19 protein-coding genes are annotated in these 25,595 nt (G+C 33.3%); 5 read left to right on the top strand and 14 right to left on the bottom strand.

The annotated features are described in order from the left end of the window. Positions 1-54: 54 nt before the first annotated feature. Positions 55-921 (top strand): glycoside hydrolase family 25 protein, encoded by an 867-nt coding sequence (locus tag A8B35_RS20160; RefSeq protein WP_083634577.1) that lies wholly within the window; start codon positions 55-57, stop codon positions 919-921. Between the two features lie 46 nt (positions 922-967). Here A8B35_RS20160 and A8B35_RS20155 read toward each other — a convergent pair whose 3' ends face one another. The 14 genes from A8B35_RS20155 to A8B35_RS20090 all read right to left on the bottom strand — a co-directional run bounded on the left by A8B35_RS20155 (position 968) and on the right by A8B35_RS20090 (position 17,779). Next, the gene (locus tag A8B35_RS20155) at positions 968-2,095 is read right to left on the bottom strand and encodes a methyl-accepting chemotaxis protein (RefSeq protein ID WP_068475453.1); all 1,128 of its coding nucleotides are present in this window, start codon (positions 2,093-2,095) and stop codon (positions 968-970) included. 94 nt (positions 2,096-2,189) lie between these two features. Next, complete coding sequence (locus A8B35_RS20150; protein WP_068475451.1) at positions 2,190-4,634, bottom strand: DUF5686 and carboxypeptidase-like regulatory domain-containing protein; 2,445 nt, start codon at positions 4,632-4,634, stop codon at positions 2,190-2,192. Between the two features lie 5 nt (positions 4,635-4,639). After that, on the bottom strand, positions 4,640-5,233 hold the full coding sequence (locus A8B35_RS20145; protein ID WP_068475448.1) for a CDP-alcohol phosphatidyltransferase family protein: 594 nt from the start codon (positions 5,231-5,233) through the stop codon (positions 4,640-4,642). Between the two features lie 196 nt (positions 5,234-5,429). After that, complete coding sequence (locus tag A8B35_RS20140; protein ID WP_068475490.1) at positions 5,430-6,548, bottom strand: SDR family oxidoreductase; 1,119 nt, start codon at positions 6,546-6,548, stop codon at positions 5,430-5,432. Positions 6,549-6,583: 35 nt separating this feature from the next. Next, positions 6,584-7,258: a diacylglycerol/polyprenol kinase family protein gene (locus A8B35_RS20135; protein ID WP_068475488.1), complete on the bottom strand. Its 675-nt coding sequence runs from the start codon at positions 7,256-7,258 to the stop codon at positions 6,584-6,586. A gap of 11 nt (positions 7,259-7,269) precedes the next feature. Further along, positions 7,270-7,998, bottom strand: coding sequence for a phosphatidate cytidylyltransferase (locus A8B35_RS20130; RefSeq protein WP_068475446.1), 729 nt, complete (start codon positions 7,996-7,998; stop codon positions 7,270-7,272). 9 nt (positions 7,999-8,007) lie between these two features. Next, positions 8,008-8,790: a sulfite exporter TauE/SafE family protein gene (locus A8B35_RS20125; RefSeq protein WP_068475444.1), complete on the bottom strand. Its 783-nt coding sequence runs from the start codon at positions 8,788-8,790 to the stop codon at positions 8,008-8,010. Between the two features lie 9 nt (positions 8,791-8,799). After that, positions 8,800-9,408, bottom strand: coding sequence for a DUF6134 family protein (locus A8B35_RS20120; protein ID WP_068475442.1), 609 nt, complete (start codon positions 9,406-9,408; stop codon positions 8,800-8,802). A 471-nt stretch (positions 9,409-9,879) separates the two neighbouring features. Then, complete coding sequence (gene clpB, locus A8B35_RS20115) at positions 9,880-12,456, bottom strand: ATP-dependent chaperone ClpB (protein ID WP_068475441.1); 2,577 nt, start codon at positions 12,454-12,456, stop codon at positions 9,880-9,882. A 262-nt stretch (positions 12,457-12,718) separates the two neighbouring features. Beyond that, positions 12,719-13,039 carry a single-stranded DNA-binding protein gene (locus A8B35_RS20110; RefSeq protein ID WP_068475439.1) on the bottom strand — a complete coding sequence of 107 codons (321 nt, stop codon included), beginning with the start codon at positions 13,037-13,039 and terminating at the stop codon, positions 12,719-12,721. 216 nt (positions 13,040-13,255) lie between these two features. After that, positions 13,256-14,299, bottom strand: coding sequence for a 23S rRNA (adenine(2503)-C(2))-methyltransferase RlmN (rlmN, locus tag A8B35_RS20105; protein ID WP_068475437.1), 1,044 nt, complete (start codon positions 14,297-14,299; stop codon positions 13,256-13,258). A 75-nt stretch (positions 14,300-14,374) separates the two neighbouring features. After that, positions 14,375-15,037, bottom strand: a complete 663-nt coding sequence (locus tag A8B35_RS20100; RefSeq protein ID WP_068475435.1) for an FAD-binding oxidoreductase — start codon at positions 15,035-15,037, stop codon at positions 14,375-14,377. 84 nt (positions 15,038-15,121) lie between these two features. After that, entirely contained in the window at positions 15,122-16,135 is a 1,014-nt protein-coding gene (locus A8B35_RS20095; RefSeq protein WP_068475433.1) for an SRPBCC family protein, read from the bottom strand. Between the two features lie 237 nt (positions 16,136-16,372). Beyond that, positions 16,373-17,779, bottom strand: coding sequence for a glycoside hydrolase family 10 protein (locus A8B35_RS20090; protein WP_171973242.1), 1,407 nt, complete (start codon positions 17,777-17,779; stop codon positions 16,373-16,375). A 209-nt stretch (positions 17,780-17,988) separates the two neighbouring features. Between A8B35_RS20090 and A8B35_RS20085 the strand changes: the two genes are divergently transcribed. The 4 genes from A8B35_RS20085 (at position 17,989) to A8B35_RS20070 (ending at position 25,579) form a co-directional block, all read left to right on the top strand. Beyond that, on the top strand, positions 17,989-22,269 hold the full coding sequence (locus tag A8B35_RS20085) for a hybrid sensor histidine kinase/response regulator (protein ID WP_068475429.1): 4,281 nt from the start codon (positions 17,989-17,991) through the stop codon (positions 22,267-22,269). Positions 22,270-22,355: 86 nt separating this feature from the next. Beyond that, positions 22,356-23,936: a LamG-like jellyroll fold domain-containing protein gene (locus A8B35_RS20080; RefSeq protein ID WP_068475427.1), complete on the top strand. Its 1,581-nt coding sequence runs from the start codon at positions 22,356-22,358 to the stop codon at positions 23,934-23,936. A 111-nt stretch (positions 23,937-24,047) separates the two neighbouring features. Continuing rightward, the gene (locus A8B35_RS20075; RefSeq protein WP_068475425.1) at positions 24,048-24,593 is read left to right on the top strand and encodes an RNA polymerase sigma-70 factor; all 546 of its coding nucleotides are present in this window, start codon (positions 24,048-24,050) and stop codon (positions 24,591-24,593) included. A gap of 20 nt (positions 24,594-24,613) precedes the next feature. Continuing rightward, a complete protein-coding gene (locus A8B35_RS20070; RefSeq protein ID WP_068475424.1) occupies positions 24,614-25,579 on the top strand; it encodes a FecR family protein in 966 nt (321 codons plus the stop codon). Positions 25,580-25,595: the final 16 nt, after the last annotated feature.

Below are 25,595 nucleotides of genomic sequence, written 5' to 3'. Positions count from 1 at the left end.
GGACTATAATAGAATCTGTATTAAATTTGCATCAAATCTTAAAACAACAACACTTTGTCTTATATTTTTGAATTAACCGGAATTAACCCAAAATGGTTCTTAATATGGGTGGGCTCAAGTATTCTGGCCATTAGCATACTCCTACTTATAATTAAACAACTCAGAAAGGCCACAAACAAAAAGCAAAAGAAGATTAACAAGAAAAGAATCCAAACTTGTATCGAGTTGATCGTAGGAATATTAATACTAATAAGTACGTATTTATATATAGAAGGGGATTATACAAGCACACGAAAGGAAAATACCTACCTATCAAAATCAGAGCACCTTTTTGGTATTGACATTTCTCATTATCAAGGTAAAATTAAGTGGGATATCCTGAGGACTTCAAAACATCCTGTTGAATTCATATTTATTAGGGCTAGTATGGGTTCAGACGGAAAGGATAAAACATTTAAAAATAATTGGAAAAAAGCAAGCGAACGCGAATACATTGTTGGAGCTTACCACTATTATCGACCAAATGAGAATTCAAATTTACAGTTTAACAATTTTAAATCGCAGGTAAAATTGGGTTCTGGTAACTTACCTCCTGTATTAGATATTGAAGAAGCCAGTAAGTATGGTTCAGAGAACTTGAGGAAAGGAGTACTGAATTGGCTGCAGTTAGCTGAAAAACATTATGGAGTTAAACCTATCATCTATACAGGTCGTGCTTTTTACAAGCAACATTTAAGTGGACATATTAAGGACTATACACTTTGGATTGCAGCCTATTCTGGATCGCACAGAATGCACTCCATAAATTGGAAACTTCACCAATTTACTGATGAAATAATTATAAAAGGTTCTAATGAATTTGTTGATGGCAACTTTTTTAATGGTGATATAAATGATTTACAAAAACTATGTATTCCCTAATTAAGGAATACATAATCGGTGATATTTAGTATTTAAACAAGTTTGTTTATTTATTCTCAAAGCTAAAGAATGATATTCGATCTGTTAACTTATCGGCCTTTTCTTTCAATTCGTTAGAGCTTAGTGACATTTGCTCTGCTGAAGATGTGTTATTTTGCGTTTCACTATTTAACATCTGAATGGCATTATTTATTTGAGTTGCCCCTTCATTTTGCTCAATACTACTAGCCGTAATCTCTTGAATTAATTCTGATGTAGATTCCATCAAAGGCATTGAGGACTTTAAAAGTTCTATGGCTGCTTCTGATTGCTCAGCTCCTTGTACCGAAAACTCTTGAATTTCTAGAGCCGCTTGTTTACTTCTCTCAGCCAACTTTCTTACTTCACTTGCTACTACAGAAAAGCCTCTTCCATGCTCGCCTGCACGCGCAGCTTCAACAGAGGCATTAAGAGCTAATATATTGGTTTGTTCGGCTATGTCATTAACCACTTTAATTTTTTCAGCAATATCCAACACCGATTGTAATGCAACCATGGCTGCAGTGTTTCCTTTACCAACTGCTATATTGGCTTCCTGCGCAATTTGTTCGGTTTTCTTTGATGTTTCTGTACTTTGATCAATATTTGCAGCCATCTCTTCCATAGACGAAGAAATCTCTTCTAGAGAGGAGGCCTGGTTGGAGGCTGAATCTGCAATGCTAGATGCCGTATCATTTAAGCCATTCCCTACTTCCATTAGATCATCTGCATTTTGATCTATATCTTTAACAACACCGCCAAAAACATCAACCATTTTAACTATTGATCGCTGTATTGCCCCTATTTCATCATCGCTTTTCAAACGCCCCATATCAGCTCTTAAGCTAAGATTTCCTGATGCTAACTTTTCTAAATCATCCTTGGTATTATTCAATGGATTCTTTACTATCTTACTGGTTATATATACTATTATAAATGTAATAGCAACTGTAATTAAAAATGCTAGTCCATAAGGATATACATCTCTAAAATTTTCGGCAAAACGTGTATTTATAACCACCAACATGATATTTACACCCCAAAGCAAACCTATTTTAAAAAAAATACTCTTTTTAAAAACAGTTTTTAAAATAAAGGTAAGGGCAATACTTCCTCCAATTAAGGTTAAAATGGCTTTTAAAACTATAGGATTCATAAACAATTCAGTAAAGTTTAATTATTACCTTAACGGAAAAAAATAATTAAGGTTACTTATCCTTAAAAATTCCTTTCATGTCTATAAGACTAAATTAAAAGCTCATCTCAGCTCTAAAAAAGATACCATGCTTATTAGTATAAGATTTATCGATATATGTTCCGCCAAGTTGTCGTACATACTCAACACGCAAAACTTTAAATATGTTGGTTAAGCCAAATCCAATTTCGGCATAAGGTACTGTAGAGTCATTATGGTAATAAGTTGGTAGATCGAAAACACCATTATATGAATTGGTTAAATCACCATAATGTGTTTTTAACGACACTATTTCACGCAGTTTTAATTCACGAATTAAAGGAATCTTATTAAGTACCATACCGCCTCCATTAAGATGGAGGTGTGCATTACCATATAAGTTATGAGCAAAAGAGGCGTGGTGCAATAAGTTATACTGATACTTAGAGTAACCAAATGACATTGAACCCACGGGTTGATCTAAGATATCGTAAGGAGCATCACCCATAAGGTATCCACCATTAACCATGTACACAATAAAGGCCTGACCTAATATTAAACGGCCCTGCACAGAACCTCGAATGTGTGCATACAAGCCCGAATCGCCAATATCTCCATCGGGAAGTTTTACTTGTCCTATATCCACACCAAAATTTACGATAGGTACAGGCGTTGAGTAATACACTCGGGTAAAGAAATAAGTGTCAAACTTTTGGCCGAATGCATAACGCATATTAAAAAGCACTCCGTAATTTGAATAGTCGTTATAACTCACACCATCTTTTATAAAACTCACATCAGGCGTTTGAGTGGTTTTGGTATAATAAGGCGCAGCCTCTATATGCAAATCATTCTCGGCATTATATTCAAAGCGCATTTCAAAACTTTTATCCTCCTTTATGTAAGGATTCCTTTCGGTTGAAGTAAGCGCTCCGATAAAGTTACTATTGCCTTTGTTATTGGGATTATTCTTCACAAATCGCAGAAATTTATCTTGCGAGAGTAAGTTGTAATCATCAGAATAACTCATCCTTAAAATTACCTTATCAGTAGGTAACGGTCGGAAAGCTATATTTGTACCGTACTTAAATTCTTCGCTTTTGGTTCCGTAACCTAAAAATCCACCCACATAAAAATTATCCCACAGTTTTTCACTAGTTCGTAATGGAACTGTAATTCTGTTGCCTTCTATTTTATTGGTACTATAAATATCGAATACAGGGCCTATGTCTACTTTTCCAACATTTAAATAGCTCGATAGTGCCATACCACCTACTCCATCTGCCGCTTTTACATAAGTGTTTTCTTTTAAAGTTTCTACTTTTCGATAGGTACTATCTCCCACGAAGGAGGAAGAAAACTCATCTTGAAACTTCCATTGGTTTCCTTCTATATTATCAAGATTGGACGACGTAGAGTAAATAGTTGACTTATTTACCAACCAGTTTCCACTGGATACCTGATCAATTCGTTCAGAATCGTATTGCGAAGTATCTTTATTTAGCGTTAACGACATATTTATATCAATACTCTGCTTGTCGTAAAACCAATCGCCATTGGGGAGTTGCTTATAGGCAACCTTACCCTTAAAACCATTTACAAAGTTAATGTTGGCTTCTTTAGGTATTTGAGCCGATATTTCAGTAATGGCATAGCTGCCCTCTTCAACCACAAACTGACCCGAGAATAAAGAATTGTATCTATTTTTAGGCGCATAAGTAAAATGATAATACTTTTTATCGTTTACCCGGGTGCTATCGTTAAAGTATAAATTGTAATGCAACATTGCACTGCTGCTAATTGGGGATATGAATCCGCGCTCAAGTATGAAAATTTGATCTTTATAAAAATCTAAATCCACAACAACACTTCTTAAAATGTAGTTTTCAATGGCTTGATTAATTCGTGGAAATATACCGTCCTTTTTACTATAAACCACCTCAGTATTTTCACCCTCAACTCTTTGAGCTTCTTCGGCTAAATATACTGGAGAAAACCGTAGAGTTTGGTTTTCCATTTCTATGCTTACATCGTTTATGTTATCAAAAGCACGAGATATTATTGAGGTGGTATCAATGGCGGTATATACTGTTGTATTTTGAACAGATTTATAGTTGTTAACCGACCTTATTTGTCTGCGGTTTTCTTTTTTGTGTTCCTGAATTCGTTTAAATATAACCTTTGCTATAGGCATTTTTGCATTAATGGTTACATCGTCAATCACTTGTACTTCTTTTGCCAGATGTATGGTAGTTTTTGCATCACTATTTTTATTAATTGATACTTCATTACTGATGTACCCAACGGATGATGCACAAAGCGTATTACCACTTGGGTTTGCAATAGAGAAGTATCCATCAGCATCGGCAGTTACCCCCTGAATAGTACCTTTAATCCATACATTAGCGAAAGGAATAGTTTCTTGGCTATTCTTTTCTTTTACATACCCTGAAATACTTTGTGCGTAAACCTGAGCACTAATAATGAATAAAATAATACCAGCTATTCCTTTCTGAAACATATAATTTAGTTGCTAGTATCTTTTTTCATTAACCAATAAAGTCCTTTAACGCCAATTTTAATATCATCAAGCTTGAACAGTACTAATATTTTCTCAGTATATGCTATAGCTCCCCATCCTACAGCTAGATAATACATCCAAGGGTAAAACCCGAATACAAACAAAATGAAGAAGAAGATGCTCTGTACATATCCTGCTGAAACAGCTGAGTATAAATGCAGGCCTGGTATTTTTCCAAATCTGAAAAAAGATACAAAGTAGCTCAATACAAACACCGTTAAAAAGATATATAAAATCAGAGCATGCGGTTCTATTTCAGTCCATTTAAAAATGAATAAACCTAATAAAGCCATGGCGTAAGTGCAGATATCCGCAAGGTTATCTAAGGCAGCTCCAAAGTTGGTTTGTAGCTTAAAGTATCTGGCAATATTTCCATCCAATACATCACTCACTAAACTTATACAAAGTAGTGTTACAAAAATACTCTCTTCTCCTATAAGTGCCATTACGAGTATTACAGGAAATACCAAGAGGCGGTAAAGACTGATTAGGTTAGGAACGTTTAATACGTTTTCTCCTTTTACTATTATTTGTTTCATATGCTAATAATTAGTTTTCATTTGTCATATGAAACTCACAAATAAATTTGATGATCCTCCGATGTACCTATCAGGATAATCATATTTGCATGCTCGTTTCATCGTTTTTAAAATTAATATCACTATTTAAGTGCTAAAACTAAATCGTGATAATTGAGTGTATATAAATCCAATAAATGGTTTTGTAATAATGCTATTAGCTTGCTTTTGGCATTTCCTGTGCTCCTTTAGGAGTGCGTAGAGTATTAATAAAATATTCTAACATCTTAGCTACATTATTTTCTTTAACAGCATTGTAGTTTTCTTTGTCTAATGAATCTAATTGCGTTGTATCAAATTTCAGATTGGTGCTGATGTAGTTCCCAGTAAACGACATACCCACCGAAACCAAACGCTCAACAGGTTCCATTTCGTTTTTATCAAGCTCAGATACAGGTATAATACCGATTGGCATTAACTGAGCAATACTATCAATTATATAACGATTTGGTGTTGAATATTTAGCAATACAATTAATAATAACCGGAGGGTTTTCTACTTCAACGGTTCTCATTAAATAATTTACTACAGTATCTATCGGAATCAGGTTTTGTGTTGAATTAGAATCAACTACCATTCTAACTTTTTTATTGGGATATCGATTAGATAAACTATACATCCTTTTTGCAAAATCAAAAATTCCATAATCGGTTTTTGTAATGCCCGATGTACTATGCCCAACTACCTGCGATAGTCTTATAACATGCGCTCTCGTACCATTATCATCAATATGCTTTTTTACTACATTTTCAGCATATCGCTTCGATTGTTCATAGTAGTTTCTAAATTTACTGATATCGGCATTATCGTAGAATTTTTCTTCAAATACACCCTCGTGTTTACCACACGAGTATGCTGTGCTAATAAAGAAAAAACGTGAATTTACATTAGAATATTCATTGTATACGTTTAATGAGTTTTCTAATCCATCTATGTTTGTGCTAAAGATCTCATCTCTCGATTTAAGATCATACTTTAATTTTAGATTAGCGGCAAAGTGGTAATAATCAAAATTGCCACTAAATATGATTTTTAGTAAAGCCTTCGAAAGTCCAAAATCTGCCTCTAATAACTCGTATGAGAATACTTTAAGATTTTTATTATTAGAGTGCTTTCCATCAGTAGTTTCCTCCAATACATTATACATTCTCTCGTTGGCTGATAGCTTTTTGTTTCCTCTTACCAAGGCAATTACTTCATAACCTTTATCTAATAATTCATTAATAAAGTTAGAAGCAACATATCCGTTGGCTCCATTAATTATTATCTTTCTCATTGTTGTATTTTTTTCTTGTTTGAAAAGTGTGGGTACTATAAAAATATAAGTAGTATACATGCTATACTTACTGGTATACTAAGGTTGTCGGACCCGCGCCAGCTGAATAGTTCACTCATAGCTCCAATAATGGCTATTATTGCAGATAGCCAAAATGTTTTTATATCAAATACTCCCCTGTAGTAGTATATTGCAATTAAGCTAATCACAAAGCTCATACTAACAAATGCACCTGTGCCTAACCATGTTTTCTGATATTTACGACCAAATAGAACTACTTGGTTGTTATATTTTTTAATGTTCATACCAAGTATAGCAGCCATAGGATCGCAAATAGCTAATATTAACATTGGTAGGATATAAATAAACTTGTTTTCGAGGTAGCTCGATGCCAAAAATGTAATGTAAATAGATAAAGGCAATAGATAGCTTCCGACTGATTTACGCTTTATATCGTGTATTGATTTAAGTTGCTTGGTTTGTTGCGTAAAATACAAGCCTGCAAAAAATATGAGTGCTAACCCAAGTACATACCAATGCGATTCAATCATATATGGCATCGGTATTACCGCAATTATCGAGGCAAAATGAGCAAACTTCCGTGTTATTTCACCCTTTATTTTAAAGCGTCTGTAGTTTAATTCGTTAAAGCCAAGTAGTATTACTATTCCTATTAAATAGAAAAACGATAGAGTAATTATATTTCCCATTATTAATGTTTTTAAAAGTTGAAAAGATTTATACATACTGCTACCCATGCACCACCAGCTATAAGGCTATCAAAGCGGTCGAGCACGCCACCATGGCCAGGTATTAAGTTGCTATAATCTTTCACTTTATATTTTCGTTTGTAATATGATGCAGCTAAGTCACCTAGCATGGCAAATACAATAATGCCAATGGCAAGTGTAATGATATGAAGCGGGGAGTTGTTATAAAGGCTATTAAGCAATAGCGCACTAGCTGTAGCTACAATTGTTCCGCCAACTAAACCACCTAATGTTTTATTCGGACTAATTGTGGGAAACAACTTTGTTTTACCCCAAAGTTGACCTGTGATTTGGCTAAAACTATCGAATATGGATAGTACCAAAAATGTAAATAATATGATGTTTTTAGGAATCTCGCTAAAACGATATAAGCCAATAGAGAGTAAACTAAATAGTATGAGGGATGCCAGGAAAAATGCCTTGTTCTTTTGCTTTGATTTATTAAACAGCCTAAGCAATTCTGCTAAACCTATACCAATTATAGCAACACATAAATACTTAAACGCAATAGGGTTTATAACTATACTGAAAAACAGCGCGTTTATAATTATAAAATAGGTTCCAAACTTGGTATAGCTTTTTTTGGCAACATCAGCGGGTTTGTTTCTGTTAATCACATAGAAACCTATTCCGCCTAAAATAAAATAGCTTAAAATAATAATGTATATAGTTGTTATCATACTAAAGGTTTATTTTAAAATCATGATTATTCCAACAGTAAAAAGAACTACAGCATAAATAAATCGGGCTTTAGATTCTTTATTGTTGGTGTTTGTTTTTGAAATTATTTTTGGTCCTATGAAAGCTCCAATAATTGATCCTGCTGTTAAAAATAAGATCAGCGTTAAATCGATTTTACCGATTAATAGATGCGCTGTTATTGAGGCTATTGTATTTATCAGAACAACAAATAAGGAGGTTCCTATTACTAGCTTTAAGGGTAACTTTATTGATAATAATCCGGCTAAAACCGGACCCGTTCCGCTTGTACCAAAGCTGCCAGAAATTGCCCCACCAAATAAACCATATATTGATGATTTAATATTTCGAGAAAAAGGAGTTTGATTTAGATTGCTATTATTGGTTTTAATAAGAGCCTTATAAGCAATGCTTAAGGATAAGATTATTGTGTAAGTTCCAAAGCAATTTTTGAGTAATTGCGGAGAAACTAATGATGTGATATATGCGCCTATAAATGCCCCAACTAGTCCGAATATAACAAATGGCAACCCTGTTCTAAAGTCTATATTGTTTAGTTTCAGATGCCCGTAAGTACCCACTAACCCTATGGGAAGAGTAGCTACTAAAGATGTAATTACAGCTGTTTGTGTAGGTACACCTAAAAGAATTGTTAGTATAGGCAGAAAAAAGAAACCACCTCCACCTCCTAGGGCAGTGGCAAATAAGCCAATAACGAATCCTACTATTGGTAGTAAATAATAAATAGGTTCTATAGAAGAGTAAAAAAACATGGCGTAGAGTTAATTGCAGTATTCTAGATAAATGTCGGCTATAGAATTTTTTATTGTGGCATTTACCATTATACCGTCCTTATAGGTATATTCATGGGTGGTATCGCCGTTACTATTTACTAATGCATACATATGGTCACCAATAGGTTTTATTAATCTTTTTTCACCGCTTTTTTCTTTATAAACATGCTTAATATTATTTGGCTCATTAAAATATAATAGGTTGCCTGTATAGGTAATTTGATTATTAATAATGGTAGTGTCTTGGTCTTTAATGCGTATATAATTATTTGCATCAGCAATAAGCCATGTGTCAGAATTTAACTTATTATTCTTAGTTGTTTGAAGATGCGACTGTATAAGAGTACCATTCTTATGTGTACTTTGTAAAGTGTATTTTACGTGATATGAAACCAACATCGTAATCTTAATGTCGGTAACACTTTCTATATTTAAGATACCTTCATCATTGGTATTTTGACTTACAGTAAATTCACCTACATTCTTACCAAGAGCCTTTACATTATATTTCAACGACTTTATATCGTGCTGTGCATTAACAGGTATAAATACAATGCTTAATAATATAATCAGTACAAGAGATAGTTTTATTTCCATTAAAATTTCGGATTATGCCTATAAATTATGAGCTACTAATTCTGAATTATAAACTGTGTGATAGAGCGTATTTTTAATATATACACTATGGTTATAATTGCTTAACAAAAATATAGCACATTATTTTTGGATAGTCAACTATAATGCTTAAGCGTAGAAATAGAGGTTTGAAACGTACAATTCGTATTATAAGTTGGAGAGTAAATAAAAGTGAGCTTTTACTATATCTTTTGAAAAAAACATACTAGAACTCTAACTCACCACAATAAGAAATCGCAATAAAGAACTAACATACAATTAACTACACTTACAAATCTCACAAAACAGAAACTCATGTATTAAAAAAGCAGTAAAAGACAAACCTTTTACTGCTTTAATTTATTTGAGGATTTTAAGTATTATAGTACTTATCAATCATTCACTTTATTCTCCGCTATAGAGAAATGTCATTTAAGAACTCTACACTTTATATCAATTCCTAAACAGAATATTATCATTAGCCGCATCAATATAGATGGTAGAACTTCGCTCTATTGTATCTGCTAATATTTGTTTTGACAATTCATTAATCACATTTTTTTGTATCAACCGTTTTATGGGTCTTGCACCAAATATCGGATCAAAACCGGCTTTAGCCAAAAACTTAGCAGCCTCATCTGTCAATTCAATATCAACTCCTTTTTCATTTAACATCTTTTTAATGCTATTAAACTGAATATGTACAATCTGCTCTAAATCTGCTTCAGACAAAGGGGTAAACATGATAATATCATCTATACGGTTTAAAAATTCGGGTCTGATAGAACTTCTCAACACTTGAAATACCTCATCCTTTGTTTTATCGATGGTATCAATGCTCGAACCCAACTCAGCAAAGTTTCTCTGTATCACATCAGAGCCCGCATTAGATGTCATTATTATAATTGTGTTTTTAAAATCAACAACGCGACCTTTATTATCGGTTAAACGACCATCATCGAGTACCTGCAATAGAACATTAAACACATCAGGATGGGCCTTTTCGATTTCATCGAGCAAAATTACCGAATACGGTTTTCTACGCACCGATTCTGTCAACTGTCCACCTTCATCATATCCTACGTACCCAGGAGGCGCTCCTATTAAGCGAGAAACTGAATGACGCTCTTGATACTCTGACATATCGATACGTGTTATTTTTGTTTCATCATCAAAAAGGTATGAAGCCAAAGCCTTTGCCAATTCTGTTTTTCCAACTCCTGACATCCCCAAAAAGATAAATGATCCAACGGGTCGCTTTTCATCTTGTAAACCAGCTTTACTCCTTCTAACCGCATCGGCAACAGCCTCAATTGCTTCTTGCTGACCAACAACACGTTTATGTAATTCGGCCTCAAGACTGAGTAGTTTTTCCTTCTCGCTTTTCAACATTTTTGTGATAGGAATACCTGTCCATTTACTAATAACTCCTGCAATATCCTCAGAATCTACCTCTTCTTTTATTAAAGAGTTTTCGTGTTGTTTATCCAGAAGTTTAGCTTGTAAATTAATGATGGATTCTTCCGCCTGTTTTATTTTTCCGTAACGTAACTCTGCTACTAAATCAAACAAACCTTCTCTTTCAGCTTTTTCGGCCTCAAACTTAAAATGCTCAATATCTGATTTATTCTTTTGTATGGCATCCACAAGGTTTTTTTCCTCTTGCCATTGGGCTCTAATAAAAGTTCGTTTGTCGTTTAACTCTGCAATTTCTCGCTCTAAACCCGAGAGTTTAGTATTATCCCCCTCGCGCTTTATTGCCTCGCGCTCTATCTCCAACTGCTTATACTTTCTATCAAGCTCATCCAACTCCTCAGGAACCGAATTAATCTCAAGTCGCAACTTAGCAGCAGCCTCATCAATTAAATCAATAGCCTTGTCGGGCAAAAAGCGATCAGAAATATATCTGCTAGATAATTCCACTGCAGCAATAATTGCATCATCTTTTATACGTACTTTATGATGCGATTCGTAACGCTCTTTCAAACCCCTAAGAATAGAAATGGCACTCAAATTATCAGGTTCTTCTACCATTACCTTCTGAAAACGACGTTCTAAGGCCTTATCCTTTTCAAAAAACTTTTGATATTCTGCTAAAGTTGTAGCCCCCACTGATCGTAATTCTCCACGAGCTAATGCAGGCTTTAAGATGTTTGCTGCATCCATCGCTCCTTCTCCTTTACCTGCACCTACTAAAGTATGTATCTCATCTATAAATAGGATAATTTGACCATCACTTTCAATTACTTCTTTTACAACAGATTTTAAACGCTCCTCAAACTCACCTTTATATTTAGCACCAGCAACAAGAGCTCCCATATCAAGAGAGAATATTTGTTTATTTTTTAGGTTCTCAGCAACATCGCCATTCATTATTCTAATGGCCAAACCTTCCGCAATTGCAGTTTTACCAACCCCGGGCTCTCCAATTAATATTGGGTTATTTTTAGTTCGACGCGACAAAATTTGCAACACCCTGCGAATTTCGTCATCTCTACCAATTACAGGATCGAGCTTTCCATTTTGTGCTTGATCGTTCAAATTTATCGCATACTTCGACAAGGCATTATAAGTATCTTCCGCAGTTTGGCTATCTACTTTTGCACCTTTTCGTAATTCAATAATTGCTGCCTTTAAATCTTTAAAAGATACACCAGCATCCTTTAATAAATTAGAAACTTCACCTTTAACCTTTACTAAAGCCAAAAGAATATGCTCAATACTTATATACTGATCTTCTAATTCAGTTTTTAATTCGGTGGCTTTATTTAATACCCCATTAGCCCCTCTTGATAAATAGGGCTCACCTCCACTAACTTTTGGATAAGCATTTATTATCTGATCTAAGATTAAATCGACTGAACGTACTCCTAGTTTCTGAAAAATATGCGATACCAATTGATCACCCACCATTAATACGCCCTTTAATAAATGACCGGGCTCAATAGCTTGATTACTATTTGAAGAGGCAATTTCTACTGACTTATGAACGGCCTCCTGTGCTTTTATTGTATAATTATTTAAGTTCATACCTTTTTTTTTAGTTAATTATTTAACTGAAATTAAACCATTAAAAACATGCTTACAGATTATGATTAATTTCATTTCCGTTTCATAACCATCAAAAGGCAAACCAATCTTAATTTACTGAACTATTGACACTAAAATACAATAAACCAAGTCATTATGACTATAACCTAAAGATTAATACTGTCAATAATTCCGAATTCTACTCCACAAAAAAAGCGAGACCCAATAGAATTGACCTCGCTTACTCTAATATTAATTACTCTTATCCTAAGAGCTCTATTTCTTTAACCGTAACATTTATGGATGACTTAGCTTCACCCGTTTGACTTGTATACGCCGAACATGTTGGTTCTCCTTCTATCAGAACTTTTGTTCCTTTTTTTAAATAATCAGCTAAATTTGTTTCACTTTCTCTCTTCTTCCAAATTGCAGCACGTATCCACTCGGTACGTTCAACCTTTTCTCCTTTGTTATTTTTATAATCCCTTGAAACAGCAATATCAAAATTAATAGCCTTTTGATTCCCAACTTCTTTTATAGTGGCGTCATTTCCAACGTACCCACTTAAAATAATTTTTAGCATAACTTTAGATTAGTAAAACCGTTTGGTTTAAATTATTACTCGTACTTAATTTATTAATAATAATTGCATTAGGAGTACTGAAGCTACACAAAAAAATTTAATCTCCAAAAATCAAAGCACATAAAATTCAACAAGACAACTATTTACACAAACAAAAACCCCAAGTACAGCGAATTGTGCTTTACTTAGGGCCTGATAATTTTTACTATATGTATTCTAATAATCTTTATCCTGGTTTTTCTCTAACATCTTTTTAGTGCTTAATAAACCACATGCGGCGTAAATATCTTCACCTCTTGATTTTCGAATAGTAGTAATTACTTTCTTCTGTTCTAAAACTTCTTTGAAACGTTCCATAATAACATCTGAACTACCCGTTAAAGGTGTGTCAGGAATAGGATGAAATTTAATTAAGTTTATACGAGCATTTACACCAGACATTAGCCTAACCAATTCTTTTGCATGTTCAGGACTATCATTAACCCCATCAAACATTATGTACTCAAATGAAATTCGACGCTGGCGTCCAAAATCATACTCCTTAAGCGTATCCATCACTTGCTCAATTGGATATACATTTTCAATTGGCATCAATTCTTTACGCTGCTCATTATAAGGGCTATGTAAACTTATGGCAAGATGCGCTTCACTTTCTTCAATAAATTTACGCATTGCAGGTATAACTCCTATTGTGGATACGTTTATTCTACGGGGACTCCAAGCAAAACCCCAATCGGAAGTGATAATCTCAAGACTTTTCATCACTTCTTCAATATTATCCATGGGCTCTCCCATTCCCATATATACCAAGTTGGTCAATTCATCCGTTTCCGGAATACTTACCATTTGGTTTAATATTTCACCGGTGGTTAAATTCTTTTGAAAACCTTGTTTACCTGTCATACAAAACAAACAACCCATTTTACAACCCACTTGCGAACTCACGCAAAGTGTTTTTCTGTTTTCAGAGGGAATATATGCGGCTTCAATAAATTGATTAGAAACAGTAGTAAAAAGGTATTTTTTAGTACCATCAACCGATTCCTGAACCTTATTGTAATTAGTTAAACCGATTATATATTGTTCGCTTAAAATAGCTCTATTCTTTTTAGAGATATTCACCATAGAGTCAAACTCACTCACCTTCTTTTTGTACAACCAATCTGCCAACTGTTTGGCTACAAATGCAGGCATACCCAACTCTTTGCAAATATCTTTTATCTCGTTAAGTGTTTTTCCAAACAATGCTTGCTTACTCATACTATTCTTTTTTACATCAAAGCATTAGCTAATGATGATCTTATAAATTAAACGAAATGGCTAATTATTGATGCACTAAAAATATATCTCGGCCATAATATTTTCAAAAGGAACGCCCTTTGCTAATATTAAGTCTCGAACATCTACAACCATTTCAGGATTGCCGCAAAGGTAATATTTAATTTGCTTTGGTAAAGTATCTTGCCTTTCTATCCAAGCAGATAATCTTTCATTAAATATATTATCTGCTTTCTCTTGTGTGCAAAATCGCATATAGTTATTACCAATTTTACTAAGCATCAGATCTTGAAAAAGAAACTGATCGAGATATCGAGCTCCATATATTAGTTTTTTAGGCGGTTTAATGCCAGATTCAATCATAGAAACAAAAGGGGCAATTCCGGTACCTGTCGCAATCCACCACTCTTCTGAATTTGAAGGGATAAACTCGCCAAATGGTTCAGTAACCATTATTGAATCTCCAGCCTTTAATTTCGCTAGTTTAGGCGTTAAAAAGCCTTCTTGTTTAATATCGAATAATATTCGCATTTCATTAGCAGTATTGCTACTTGCTATGCTATACAAACGAGGTTCGTGCGATTTATCAAGCGCAATAGCGACAACCTGACCGGGTTTGAATTTAAATTTACGTGTAAAACTCAGTATAAAATAATTATCTGCTATTTCGGAAACTGATGTAACCAAATGCTTATGTAGTTGTTTAATTTTTTGAGGCATTTTATTAGTATTTACAGGCAAACACAAAAAAGCCATGCTTTGTTTAGCATGGCTACATATTAAGCTTAATATATTATAGAATATCTATTTTACAGGAATATAAATTTCACTAATCCACTTGCGAGAGTCAGGCTCATCCATCGGATTAGTAATATATAATTCGTACCCCGCATAATCTTGCGATTGCATAATTTTTTGCCCTTGCATATAGCTCATTCCGGCTGACCACGCATTGCCTATATATTCATAATCGCCAGTAAATACAACTTTAACAGCTTTACCCGCATCAATTGTTGAAGAAATAAATCCTTCTGAGGCCTCAATTTTATCATCAAGAACTCCACCTGCAACAAACTCTAACTCTGGATTAAAAATATCAAACTGAGTATAAAGTGTAATTCCTTTGGTTGATTTAAGATTATTTTTTTCCACCTCTTGCCAAACATCGTACATGGCCTTTTGCATTAAAGGTCCTAAATCTTCAAATGTGGTTCTTTGGGCCTTTCCAAGATATGCTATCTCAGGAATATCAACTACTCCTATAATCTCAACTTTAGAAGCAACATAACCTTTTTCGGCCAATCCTTTTATCATTTTTAAACCTCGCTCATAATCCATTCCAATTAAAGGCTCCATCATTTTAGTCATAAATCGAGCAAAAAATGGCATCTCTCCTTTCATACCCCATGTCACCTTCGATGTTGAATCGTTTAATGATTCAAATATCCAATACACATCCGATTTTGATTCCATTGGAGTTTTAAAACGAATCTCTTGGTTGATAAGTTTATTTCTTTCAAGTTGTAAATGCTCAATTGTTCCTATTCCTACCAACTCACCTTCCCATGAGTATGTATCACCGATGTCTGAACCACTTCCGGTTACATCTACTTTTGCATCTGGCTCCATACATAACCACGGCGACCATTCGGTCCATGTTTTGAAATTATTTACAAGAGGAAAAACCTTGTCAACAGACTTGTTTATTACAATTGATCGTGTTACATTGTAGTGTGATTCTAAGGTATATAACCAAATAGCAACTCCTAAAATTGCTAAAACAATAACCGCTAATACGGCAAGCAATATTTTTTTCATAATTAATACTTTAGGGATAATATTATATGTTAATCACTTTTCTATTCTCATTTTTCAGAGGCTGATAAAGAAAACTCCCTACAGACAATTTTCATATAATTAAAGAGTTGAACGTTACTTTTGTTTATAATCAATCGCTTTTTTCTAAGTGAATTATAAACATATATCTTATTAACCTACCACACTTAATTGATTCAGAATTAAAATCAAAATCAATTCTAGAATTATTTACTATACTTACAAATAATAGATATCCGATCCTTTACTTTCTCTATTCACATTATCAATCGCTGTAATCTGAATTCCTACTACTCCATTTTCATCTTTAAGCAATGAATTTAGCAATGCTTTTTTTTCGGAATTAATTAACTTTAATTGTCTAACACCACCTTCTTTAATTGTATATAGTGCATAATATTTCACGCTCGATTTATCCTTACACTTCCACTTAATTTTACCGTTTCTAGAGATGTTTAACTTATTAGGAGTTGCAACTTTTTTGTTAGGAGTATTTATACAAACTGGCAACAAAGCTGGATATTTGTATTGCACAGATAAACTATCCGACACCCCTAAACTATTTTGAGAAAAGAATTTATGCCTAAAAAAAACGCTTCCTTTAACACCTTCTGTATTTCTTGTTTTTTTAACTTGATTTGGAATTTCTGAAGGATTTCGCCAAGCGCCATCTTTACTATCAACCTTATAAAGTGCGTGACCCACATAAACGTCCTTACCAAAGCTATTTTGGGCCCACCAATTTACCAAGTAATTATACGGAACTGCTTTATTTTCATCTGACCAATAAACTTGAGGTGTTATATAATCAATCCAATCTTTCTCTAACCAAAGTAATACATCGGCATACAAATCATCATAATTCGTAACACCTGCCCTAGTAGCACTTCCGCGATCATCTTTATCTTTATTTCGCCATACCCCGAAAGGACTAATTCCAAACTTAACATTTGGGCTTTCTATTTTTATAATATTCCCTAAATCTTTAATAATTTCATTTACGTTTTGTCTTCTCCAATCTTCAATTGATAATTTTCTTACATTATATCGTTTAAAGGTTTCAGCATCGGGTAATTCTTCTCCCGCAATAGGATATGGATAAAAATAATCGTCGAAATGAATACCATCCACCTCATATTTATTTACTATTTCAGTAACTACGTTACCTATAAACCTTCTTACTTCAGGTACACCTGGATTATAGTATAATTTACCTCCATAATTAAAAGTCCAATTCGAATTCCGCTTAGCAGGATGCTTATCAATTATTTGTTCTGAAGCACTTTGTGTAATCCTAAATGGGTTTATCCAAGCATGGAATTCAATATTGCGTTTGTGCGATTCTTTTATCCAAAACTTTAAAGGATCATATCCAGGTTTCTTTCCTTGCTCACCAGTAAGGTACCTTGACCAAGGTTCAAATTTAGATTTATAAAAAACATCGGCTGAAGGCCTAACTTGCACAAAAACAGCATTAAAATTTAACTTTTTATAATATTCTAATAAATCAATAATCTCTTGCTTTTGTTCCTTTTCGCTTAAGCCTTTTTTTGATGGCCAATCAATATTAGCAATTGAAGCTACCCAAACTCCTCGCAGCTCAATAGAAGGGGTTTGTGCTGACAAAATAGTACAACTAAAAAAAAAGAAAACAATAAAAAGAAAACGGTAAAACATTTAAGCTATATTAGTTACGAAATACATCAATGAAATTATAATATTTTAACAATTTTGGCACTTGGTTTGTTAAAGCAATGATACAAAATTTTAGTCTTTTAGAACATAGTTGGTAGAATCTATTCTTATAGATTTACTAACTCATACATTTACTATATATGCAAAATAAACTCTATAATTCTCCAACCTATAAAAAGGTATTTTGGGGATTCTTACTTTTCTTTGGGTTAACTATATTACTCTCAGTTCTTATTGTTGATAGTTCAAATAGAACAAGCAAAATTCTTAAACGAAATAATTCAGTTAATTCTCTTCTAAACTCCATATATCATGCGCGTTTAGCAAATGATAGCGACATTGTAAGAGTAGATACTTTAGAAATAAACAATTTGTATAAGATTACTAATAAGATTGACAGTTTAGCCCAAATTGCATCTGAACAAGTAACTAAAAAATCAACTCAAAAGTTGTTAACCAAAGTAAGTTCTTCGGTTAGTAATATTAATTCACTGTATAGCGAACTTTCTTTATTACTCGACAGACGAAATAATAGAGTTGAGGATTTAAGAAAAATATATAATAACATCGATAAACTCAGGGCATTTACCCCTGAAGAAATGAATGAGGTAGATATTAAAGACTACAATTCATACGCTACTTTTGTACAAAGCACTATTTATGAACTGATAGAACTACAAGACTTTACACCTATATACTCAAACGACTCTGCAGTTGCATTTAGAAGTAAACAACTTGAATATAGAATCAATAAAGTATTTTATCGAATAGATAATAAGAAAGAACAGTACTTTGATCAGTTAATAGTTAGTAAACTTGGGGAGCTTAAATCGTTTGTTAAAACATACGATGTAGCTCTAGTTCGATTAAGAAGTATTAATACTCAAATTAATAAAACCGAAGAGCATATATTCAATATAGCTAACAAAGCCCAATATTATGCAGAAGAGGCTACCAAAATAGAAGAACAAACCCTACTCTACTACCTTAAAAACAGAGCATTAATACTCTATGGAATTATAGCCTTAACGCTTATTATGACTATATTTCTTTTTAATTATTTTATTAAAAGCATTAGAGCTGATGAAAGAAAAAGAAACTTGTCAGACCAAGAATTACAAAAATCAAAACACCTTTTATCAAGCATAGTAAATAATAGCAACTCTCTAATTTATCTGAAAAACTTAGATGGATTTTATACTATGGTTAACAAACAATGGTTAAACATATTAGATCAAAAGGAAGAAGATATTATTGGAAAAAATGACTTTGAACTTTTTGATATTGAATATGCCCAAAATTTTTCACGTAACGACAAAAAAGTAATTGAGTCAGGCCTACCATTACTACAAGAGGAAAAGCTGTTTATAAAGGGACAAGATGTTATTTATCTGTCAAACAAATTTCCTATTAAGGATGCAGAAGGAAATATTACAGCCATTTGCGGTGTAAGTACCGATATATCCGACCAAAAGAAGATACAACGCGCACTCGAAAAAAGTGATGAGACTTTCCGTAATCTTGTAGCAAACGTTCCAGGTATTGTATTCCAATCGAGTACTGATTACGACAGAGAAATGTTTTACATTAGTGATGAGGTTGAAAAACTTACTGGCTCAAAAGCTGCTGATTTTATTGAAAGCAAATCTAATTTCACCGACTTTATTCACCCAGATGATCTGCTGAAAGTAAATAATATAATTACTCAAGCAAAAACTAATTTTAGTTCGTATAAAGTTGAATATCGATTAATTGATAATACTGGCAAAGAATTTTGGGTGAGTGAGAAAGGAACGGCTATTCGCTCTAAAGGTGATGGCTTGGATGTGCTACAAGGCGTAATTATTGATGTTAGTGATCAAAAGAAGATATTTTCTGAGATTATATTAAGAGATCGTTTCCTTACTGGACTCTCTGATTCTGTTAACGAATTAATTACTAGACCCAACATAAAAGAGGCACTGCCTATCGCTACTCGAATAATCACCGACAGCTCCGATTATGATATTGGTTTTATCCTGAAAAATGAAAAAACAGAAAACAATGAAGTAATCACTTCACAGTTATTTCAATGGAATAGAAACCAAATTAAGCCAACGGTGAATCAAAGCCTTCAAAAAATACCGTTTGAAGAATTAGGAGCTAACCAATACTTTACCTTAAAAGATGGTAAAGAAAGTGTAATAGATTTTAATTTAGATAATAGCCAACCTGCATTAAAAAGTCTTAAGCTTACTAATTTATTACTAATACCAATACATACCAGAGATCATTTTTGGGGTGTATTAGGCCTAGGTTATCAATCGGGTACAATTAGTATCTCTCAATCAAACATATCCTTACTAAAGGCCTTTACTGCAACAATTGGCATAACTATCGATAAAGAAAATGATGCACTTGATTTAAAAGAAGCTAAAAACTCAGCTGAACAAGCTACACATGCAAAAAGCGACTTCTTAGCTAGGATGAGTCATGAAATCCGAACTCCTATGAATGCCATTATAGGGCTTAGTCATCTAGCATTGGTTAAAGAAGATTTAGATTATACCACAAACGATTATTTAAAGAAAATACAATTATCATCTAAAACACTTCTTGGGATTATAAACGACATTTTAGACTTTTCAAAGATTGAAGCAGGTAAACTTACTCTAGAAAATATAAACTTTGATTTGGAGAATGTATTCTCTGAACTATCAACATTAGTTACCCAAAAGGCCCATGAAAAAGAGCTTGAATTAGTATTTGCCATAAATAACGATGTGCCTCTTAACTTAATTGGAGATCCTTTAAGATTAAGTCAGGTGCTTGTTAACTTGGTAAACAATGCCATTAAATTTACCGAGAAAGGTGAAATTATTGTTGAGGTTAAAACCAATTCTATTAAGAACGATGAAATAGAATTACTCTTTGCCGTTAAGGATACAGGTATTGGTTTAACTCAAGAGCAACAGAAATCATTATTCGAATCGTTTACACAAGCAGACAGTTCTACTACCCGACGTTATGGAGGATCTGGTTTAGGATTATCTATTTGTAAGCACCTCACCGAATTAATGGATGGTTCTATATGGGTTGAAAGCGAGCATAAAGTTGGTAGTACTTTCTACTTTACGTGTAACATAAATATGCAAGAGATTCAGAAAAAGAATAACACGGTTATTCCTAAAGATATGAAAGGATTGCGTATTCTTGTCTGTGACGATAACGAGCATGTATTGAATAACATTGCCGATATGCTTCGCAATTTCAAGTTTCATGTTACCACTGTAAATAGTGGTACAAAAGCACTTGAAGAAATCAAAAAGAAGAATGATAGTAATCAATTCCAGTTGGTTATAATGGATTGGATGATGCCAAACATGGATGGCATTGAAACCATTGAGGAGATTACAAAACTCTCTAAAACTCAATTACCACAAATGCTAATGGTTACTGCCCACCAGCACGAAAGCATCATTGTAAAATCAGAAGAGCTTAATGTAAGCAGCATTTTATACAAACCATTTTCTTATTCTGATTTGTTTGATGCTATTCTTAAGTCATTGGGAAAATCAGTTCAAAGCAGAAGTTTACATTCTAGCCAAGAAGGATTCTATTATAATAAACTCAGCGAATGCACTTGCGAAATGCGACTATTAGTTGCAGAAGACAACCCAATTAATCAACAAATTACCACTGAATTACTCGGTTTAGTAAATATCAAAGCTGATATAACCAATAACGGACAAGAAGCCTTACAAGCTGTTAAAAAAGACCCAAATCAATACGACTTAGTATTGATGGATATTCAAATGCCTGTTATGGATGGTTACGAGTCTGCTAAAAAGATTAGACAATTGCCACATGCTCAAGATTTGCCTATTGTTGCCTTAACAGCTGATGCTGTTGAAAAAACAAGAGAAAAATGTATCAGCTATGGCATGAATAGCTTAGTGGCAAAACCTATTGAACCAGAAGTGCTTTATAAAACTATTTATAAGTATTGCGCTAGCCTCAAAAATGAAAATAATATTGAAATTAGTGCCTCATCGGAGGCAAAAGAATCTAAAGATACTCCCGATACATTCCCACAAATTGATGGAATTAATATCCAAGAAGGATTAAACCGATTTATGCAAAAAAACCACTTTTTCAAACGCTTATTGGTTAATTTCTATTACGACCATGTTGGTTTTATGGAGGAACTAAAAAGTATTATAAAAGAAAAGGACAAAGAAACTACCTCTCGTTTTTTACATTCTTTCAAAGGTATATCAGGCTCTATTGCAGCTACTGAACTTTATCCGCTTTCCATAGAAATGGAGAATGCTTTTTTAAAGAAAGATCCCCGTTTTGAAGAATTATTAGAATTGTTTGAAGTAAAACTAGAGGCGCTCCTTCTTAAGCTAAAAAATACCCCATATTTAGAAATTGAATAATAAATACTATTTTTACGGTGTTACCTACACACCGTAAAATAGTAGTATTCTTTTTATTGGAGTACCTACACATAAATCCCTATTTAATGAAGTATACCTACATTATCTTATCTATTTTTTTATTTACCAATTGTCGTTTTATTGAAACCAAAACAGAACTCCCTTCAGTCCCTTTAATTTATTATTCTTTTAACGGCAGCGTTAAAAACACTGGCATCGAAATGTTTTCATCTATTGGAAGCCAATACTTAAGCTACGCAAGTGGAATCAATGATTCGTGCTTCGATTTATCCTTATCGGCCAAACAAAGAATCCCGATGATTATAAATACGAAAGAAAAAATGCATTTAGATCGGTATAATGGATTCTCGATGGCTGTATGGGTTAAACAAGTATCCGGTTCGTTTGAAGAGTATGCCATAATCGGAAATAAAAGTTTAAACAAGCCTAATGAAAAAGGCTGGATGCTATCAACCACCAAAGAAGGGTCGTGGAAATTTGAGATATCTGATGGCACCAATACTTGGAATTATAAAGCTAGCTCTTATCGACAGATTATTAACGATGGCAACTGGCACCAACTTGCTGTTGTAGTTAATAAAACACAAAAAGAAATTCATTTGTATTACGATGGCAACAATGTTGGCATTTTAAGTATTGCTCAACTAACTAGTTTATCTGGAAACAGAAATATACATATTGGTTGTGATCCTGATTCTAAAAACTATGCACAAGATTCCTTTTACGGTTGCATTGATGAGGTAGGCTTATGGACGAAAGTTTTATTCCCTTCAAACATTAAGGAATCGTACTATAAATTTAATTCAAGCATTGATGTAGACAGAACAAAACCTATCAAAAATGATTTTAAAGTACTGAGTTGGAACATATGGAATGGTGGTAAAGAAAAAGGAAGAGAAGCCGGTCTAGATATGGTTTCAGAAATTATAAAAAATTCTAAAGCTGATTTTGTTAGCCTTCAGGAGACTAATAATTCTGGTGAATATATAGCAGACAAACTGGGATACTATCATTTTAAACGAAGTAATAACCTTTCTTTCTTAAGTAAATACCCCATCGAACAAACTTTTGATATTTATAAGGAAACTAATTTTGGGGTAGTTAAAATTAATATTGAGAAAGACTTATCCTTATACCTTGCTAGTATTAAGCTTAACAACAAACCCAACATTAGAGGATTACTAATGAATTCATTATCTAATGTAGATTCTATTGTTTCAAAAGAGAAAAGCACACGAGGCAAAGAAGTCCAGTTCATTCTAAATGAAATGAAGCAATTAAGTAATAAAGGTAGTAAAAGAGATGCCTTTATAATTTCGGGGGATCTTAATTCAGGATCTCATTTAGATTGGACTGCTGAAAACAAAGACCACAAGAATGGACTTGTAATCCCCTTCCCTGCCACAATGTACTTTGAAAAAATGGGATATACCGATAGCTTTCGCGAGATATTCCCTGATGAAACTAAGGTATTTGGCACAACATTCTCTCCTATTTTTACTGAGGGATACCAAGATAGATTGGATTACACCTACTACAAAGGCACCTCTATAAAACCCATAGAAGCAGAAGTAATCACCAGCTCAAAGTCATTCTTTCCTTCAAAACGAGGTGCACTACTAACCACCTTTAAAATAACGGAATAGCCTATTATACAATTCATTATTAATCCTATTTATTCACATCCTCTAAAAAAAGTTATAACTTTAATAGGGGATTTTTCTTTTTCCCTTGTCATACTATAAACACCTTGATTAATGAAGGACAGTGAACTAATAGAACTAATAAAAAAGGGAGACGAAAGGGCATTCGAGAAGCTTTTTAAGGAGCATTATATCGGGTTAGTTGCTTTCGCCAATAAATACCTGCACGATATTGATAAGGCTGAAAGCATAACCCAAGAGATATTTGTGCTCTTGTGGGAAAAGAAGCATAAATACCAAATACAATCGATAAAAGCCTATTTATTCTCCGCCGTTAGAAATAGATGTAATAATGAGCTAAAGCGGATACAATACGAACAAAAATACAGATCGAAAATAAATCCTGAATCTCAAATCGAATATCTCAATTATTCTGATTCAACAGTACTAGGAAAAATAAATTCGATCATAGATACATTACCCGAACAGAGGAAAAAAATCTTTAAGCTAAATAGGATTGACGGACTTAAATACAAAGAAATTGCAAACAAGTTAAATATATCGCCCAAAACAGTAGAAAATCAAATGGGCAAAGCTCTAAAATACCTAAGGGTAAATCTTAGTGAGTTGAAGAAGCAAGTATATCAAATAATGTTGTAGTTATAAAAGACGAAAGAACAATGAAGACTAGTAATATAAATAATGAGTTAGATTGGGATATTGCCACCAAAGTTTTAAGTGGTGAAGCCAATAAAAACGAACAACTGTATATTGAAGATTGGATAAACCAAAGCCCGAGAAACAAAGTTGAGTGGGAGCAAATTGCATCAGGTTTATTCGAAACCGATAAAGCTATGCTTACCAAGCAAATCAACGTTGACGATGCATATACTAAAGTAAAATCACAAATTAATAAAAGTAAATTAAAGCAACGCTTTGCTTATGTATTTGCTGCTGCAGCTGCAATAATACTACTTATTGGTATATTCTCGGTATTCAATTCTAATAATATTGAAACAATTGAAACAAGTAATTTAATTGTTAAACAGTATCAATTACCTGATGGTTCGGTTGTTGATATTAATAAAAATTCTAGCATATCAATTGATAATACTTTCAATAAGAATGAACGAAGAGTTAGTTTATCGGGAGAAGCCTTTTTTCAGGTTAAAAGAAACGCCTCTTCCCCTTTTACCATAGATATTGGCGATATAAAGGTTAAGGTACTTGGGACTTCATTTAATATTAAAGAAACCAAAAATCAAACAGCTGTAACAGTTGCTTCAGGCACGGTTGAAGTATTTAAAAGTAATAACGAAGATGATGCTTATTATTTAACTGCAGGTGATAAAATATATTATAATAGGATAAGTCACAAGCTAGTTAAAGTTAAAAATACCGACAACAATTTTATCGCATGGAAAACTAAAAAGCTAAAGTTTAAAAAAGAACCTTTAAATGATGCTATTGGCTTAATTGAAGATATATATGACGTAGAAATTGTATTACCTGAGAATTTTAATTCTGAAGAAGCTCAAATTAGTGCCACCTTTAATCAAAGTAATATTGATTTTATATGCGATGTTATTTCAAAAACCTTTAATATTAGTGTCAGCTTTGTAAGTAGTTCAAAAACCTCAATATAAATTATAAACTAAATCT

This window comes from Saccharicrinis aurantiacus, assembly GCF_001660705.2.
In the GTDB taxonomy this organism is placed as follows: Bacteria; Bacteroidota; Bacteroidia; order Bacteroidales; family Marinilabiliaceae; genus Saccharicrinis; species Saccharicrinis aurantiacus.
Note: the sequence above shows the minus strand (reverse complement) of the source record. Positions and strands in the feature narration are given on the sequence as shown.

Coding starts and splice junctions, on each gene's coding strand:
- A8B35_RS20155 (WP_068475453.1), bottom strand. CDS start 2,095: ATGAATCCTATAGTTTTAAAAGCCATTTTAACCTTAATTGGAGGAAGT.
- A8B35_RS20150 (WP_068475451.1), bottom strand. CDS start 4,634: ATGTTTCAGAAAGGAATAGCTGGTATTATTTTATTCATTATTAGTGCT.
- A8B35_RS20145 (WP_068475448.1), bottom strand. CDS start 5,233: ATGAAACAAATAATAGTAAAAGGAGAAAACGTATTAAACGTTCCTAAC.
- A8B35_RS20140 (WP_068475490.1), bottom strand. CDS start 6,548: ATGAGAAAGATAATAATTAATGGAGCCAACGGATATGTTGCTTCTAAC.
- A8B35_RS20135 (WP_068475488.1), bottom strand. CDS start 7,258: ATGGGAAATATAATTACTCTATCGTTTTTCTATTTAATAGGAATAGTA.
- A8B35_RS20130 (WP_068475446.1), bottom strand. CDS start 7,998: ATGATAACAACTATATACATTATTATTTTAAGCTATTTTATTTTAGGC.
- A8B35_RS20125 (WP_068475444.1), bottom strand. CDS start 8,790: ATGTTTTTTTACTCTTCTATAGAACCTATTTATTATTTACTACCAATA.
- A8B35_RS20120 (WP_068475442.1), bottom strand. CDS start 9,408: ATGGAAATAAAACTATCTCTTGTACTGATTATATTATTAAGCATTGTA.
- clpB (WP_068475441.1), bottom strand. CDS start 12,456: ATGAACTTAAATAATTATACAATAAAAGCACAGGAGGCCGTTCATAAG.
- A8B35_RS20110 (WP_068475439.1), bottom strand. CDS start 13,039: ATGCTAAAAATTATTTTAAGTGGGTACGTTGGAAATGACGCCACTATA.
- rlmN (WP_068475437.1), bottom strand. CDS start 14,299: ATGAGTAAGCAAGCATTGTTTGGAAAAACACTTAACGAGATAAAAGAT.
- A8B35_RS20100 (WP_068475435.1), bottom strand. CDS start 15,037: ATGCCTCAAAAAATTAAACAACTACATAAGCATTTGGTTACATCAGTT.
- A8B35_RS20095 (WP_068475433.1), bottom strand. CDS start 16,135: ATGAAAAAAATATTGCTTGCCGTATTAGCGGTTATTGTTTTAGCAATT.
- A8B35_RS20085 (WP_068475429.1), top strand. CDS start 17,989: ATGCAAAATAAACTCTATAATTCTCCAACCTATAAAAAGGTATTTTGG.
- A8B35_RS20080 (WP_068475427.1), top strand. CDS start 22,356: ATGAAGTATACCTACATTATCTTATCTATTTTTTTATTTACCAATTGT.
- A8B35_RS20075 (WP_068475425.1), top strand. CDS start 24,048: ATGAAGGACAGTGAACTAATAGAACTAATAAAAAAGGGAGACGAAAGG.
- A8B35_RS20070 (WP_068475424.1), top strand. CDS start 24,614: ATGAAGACTAGTAATATAAATAATGAGTTAGATTGGGATATTGCCACC.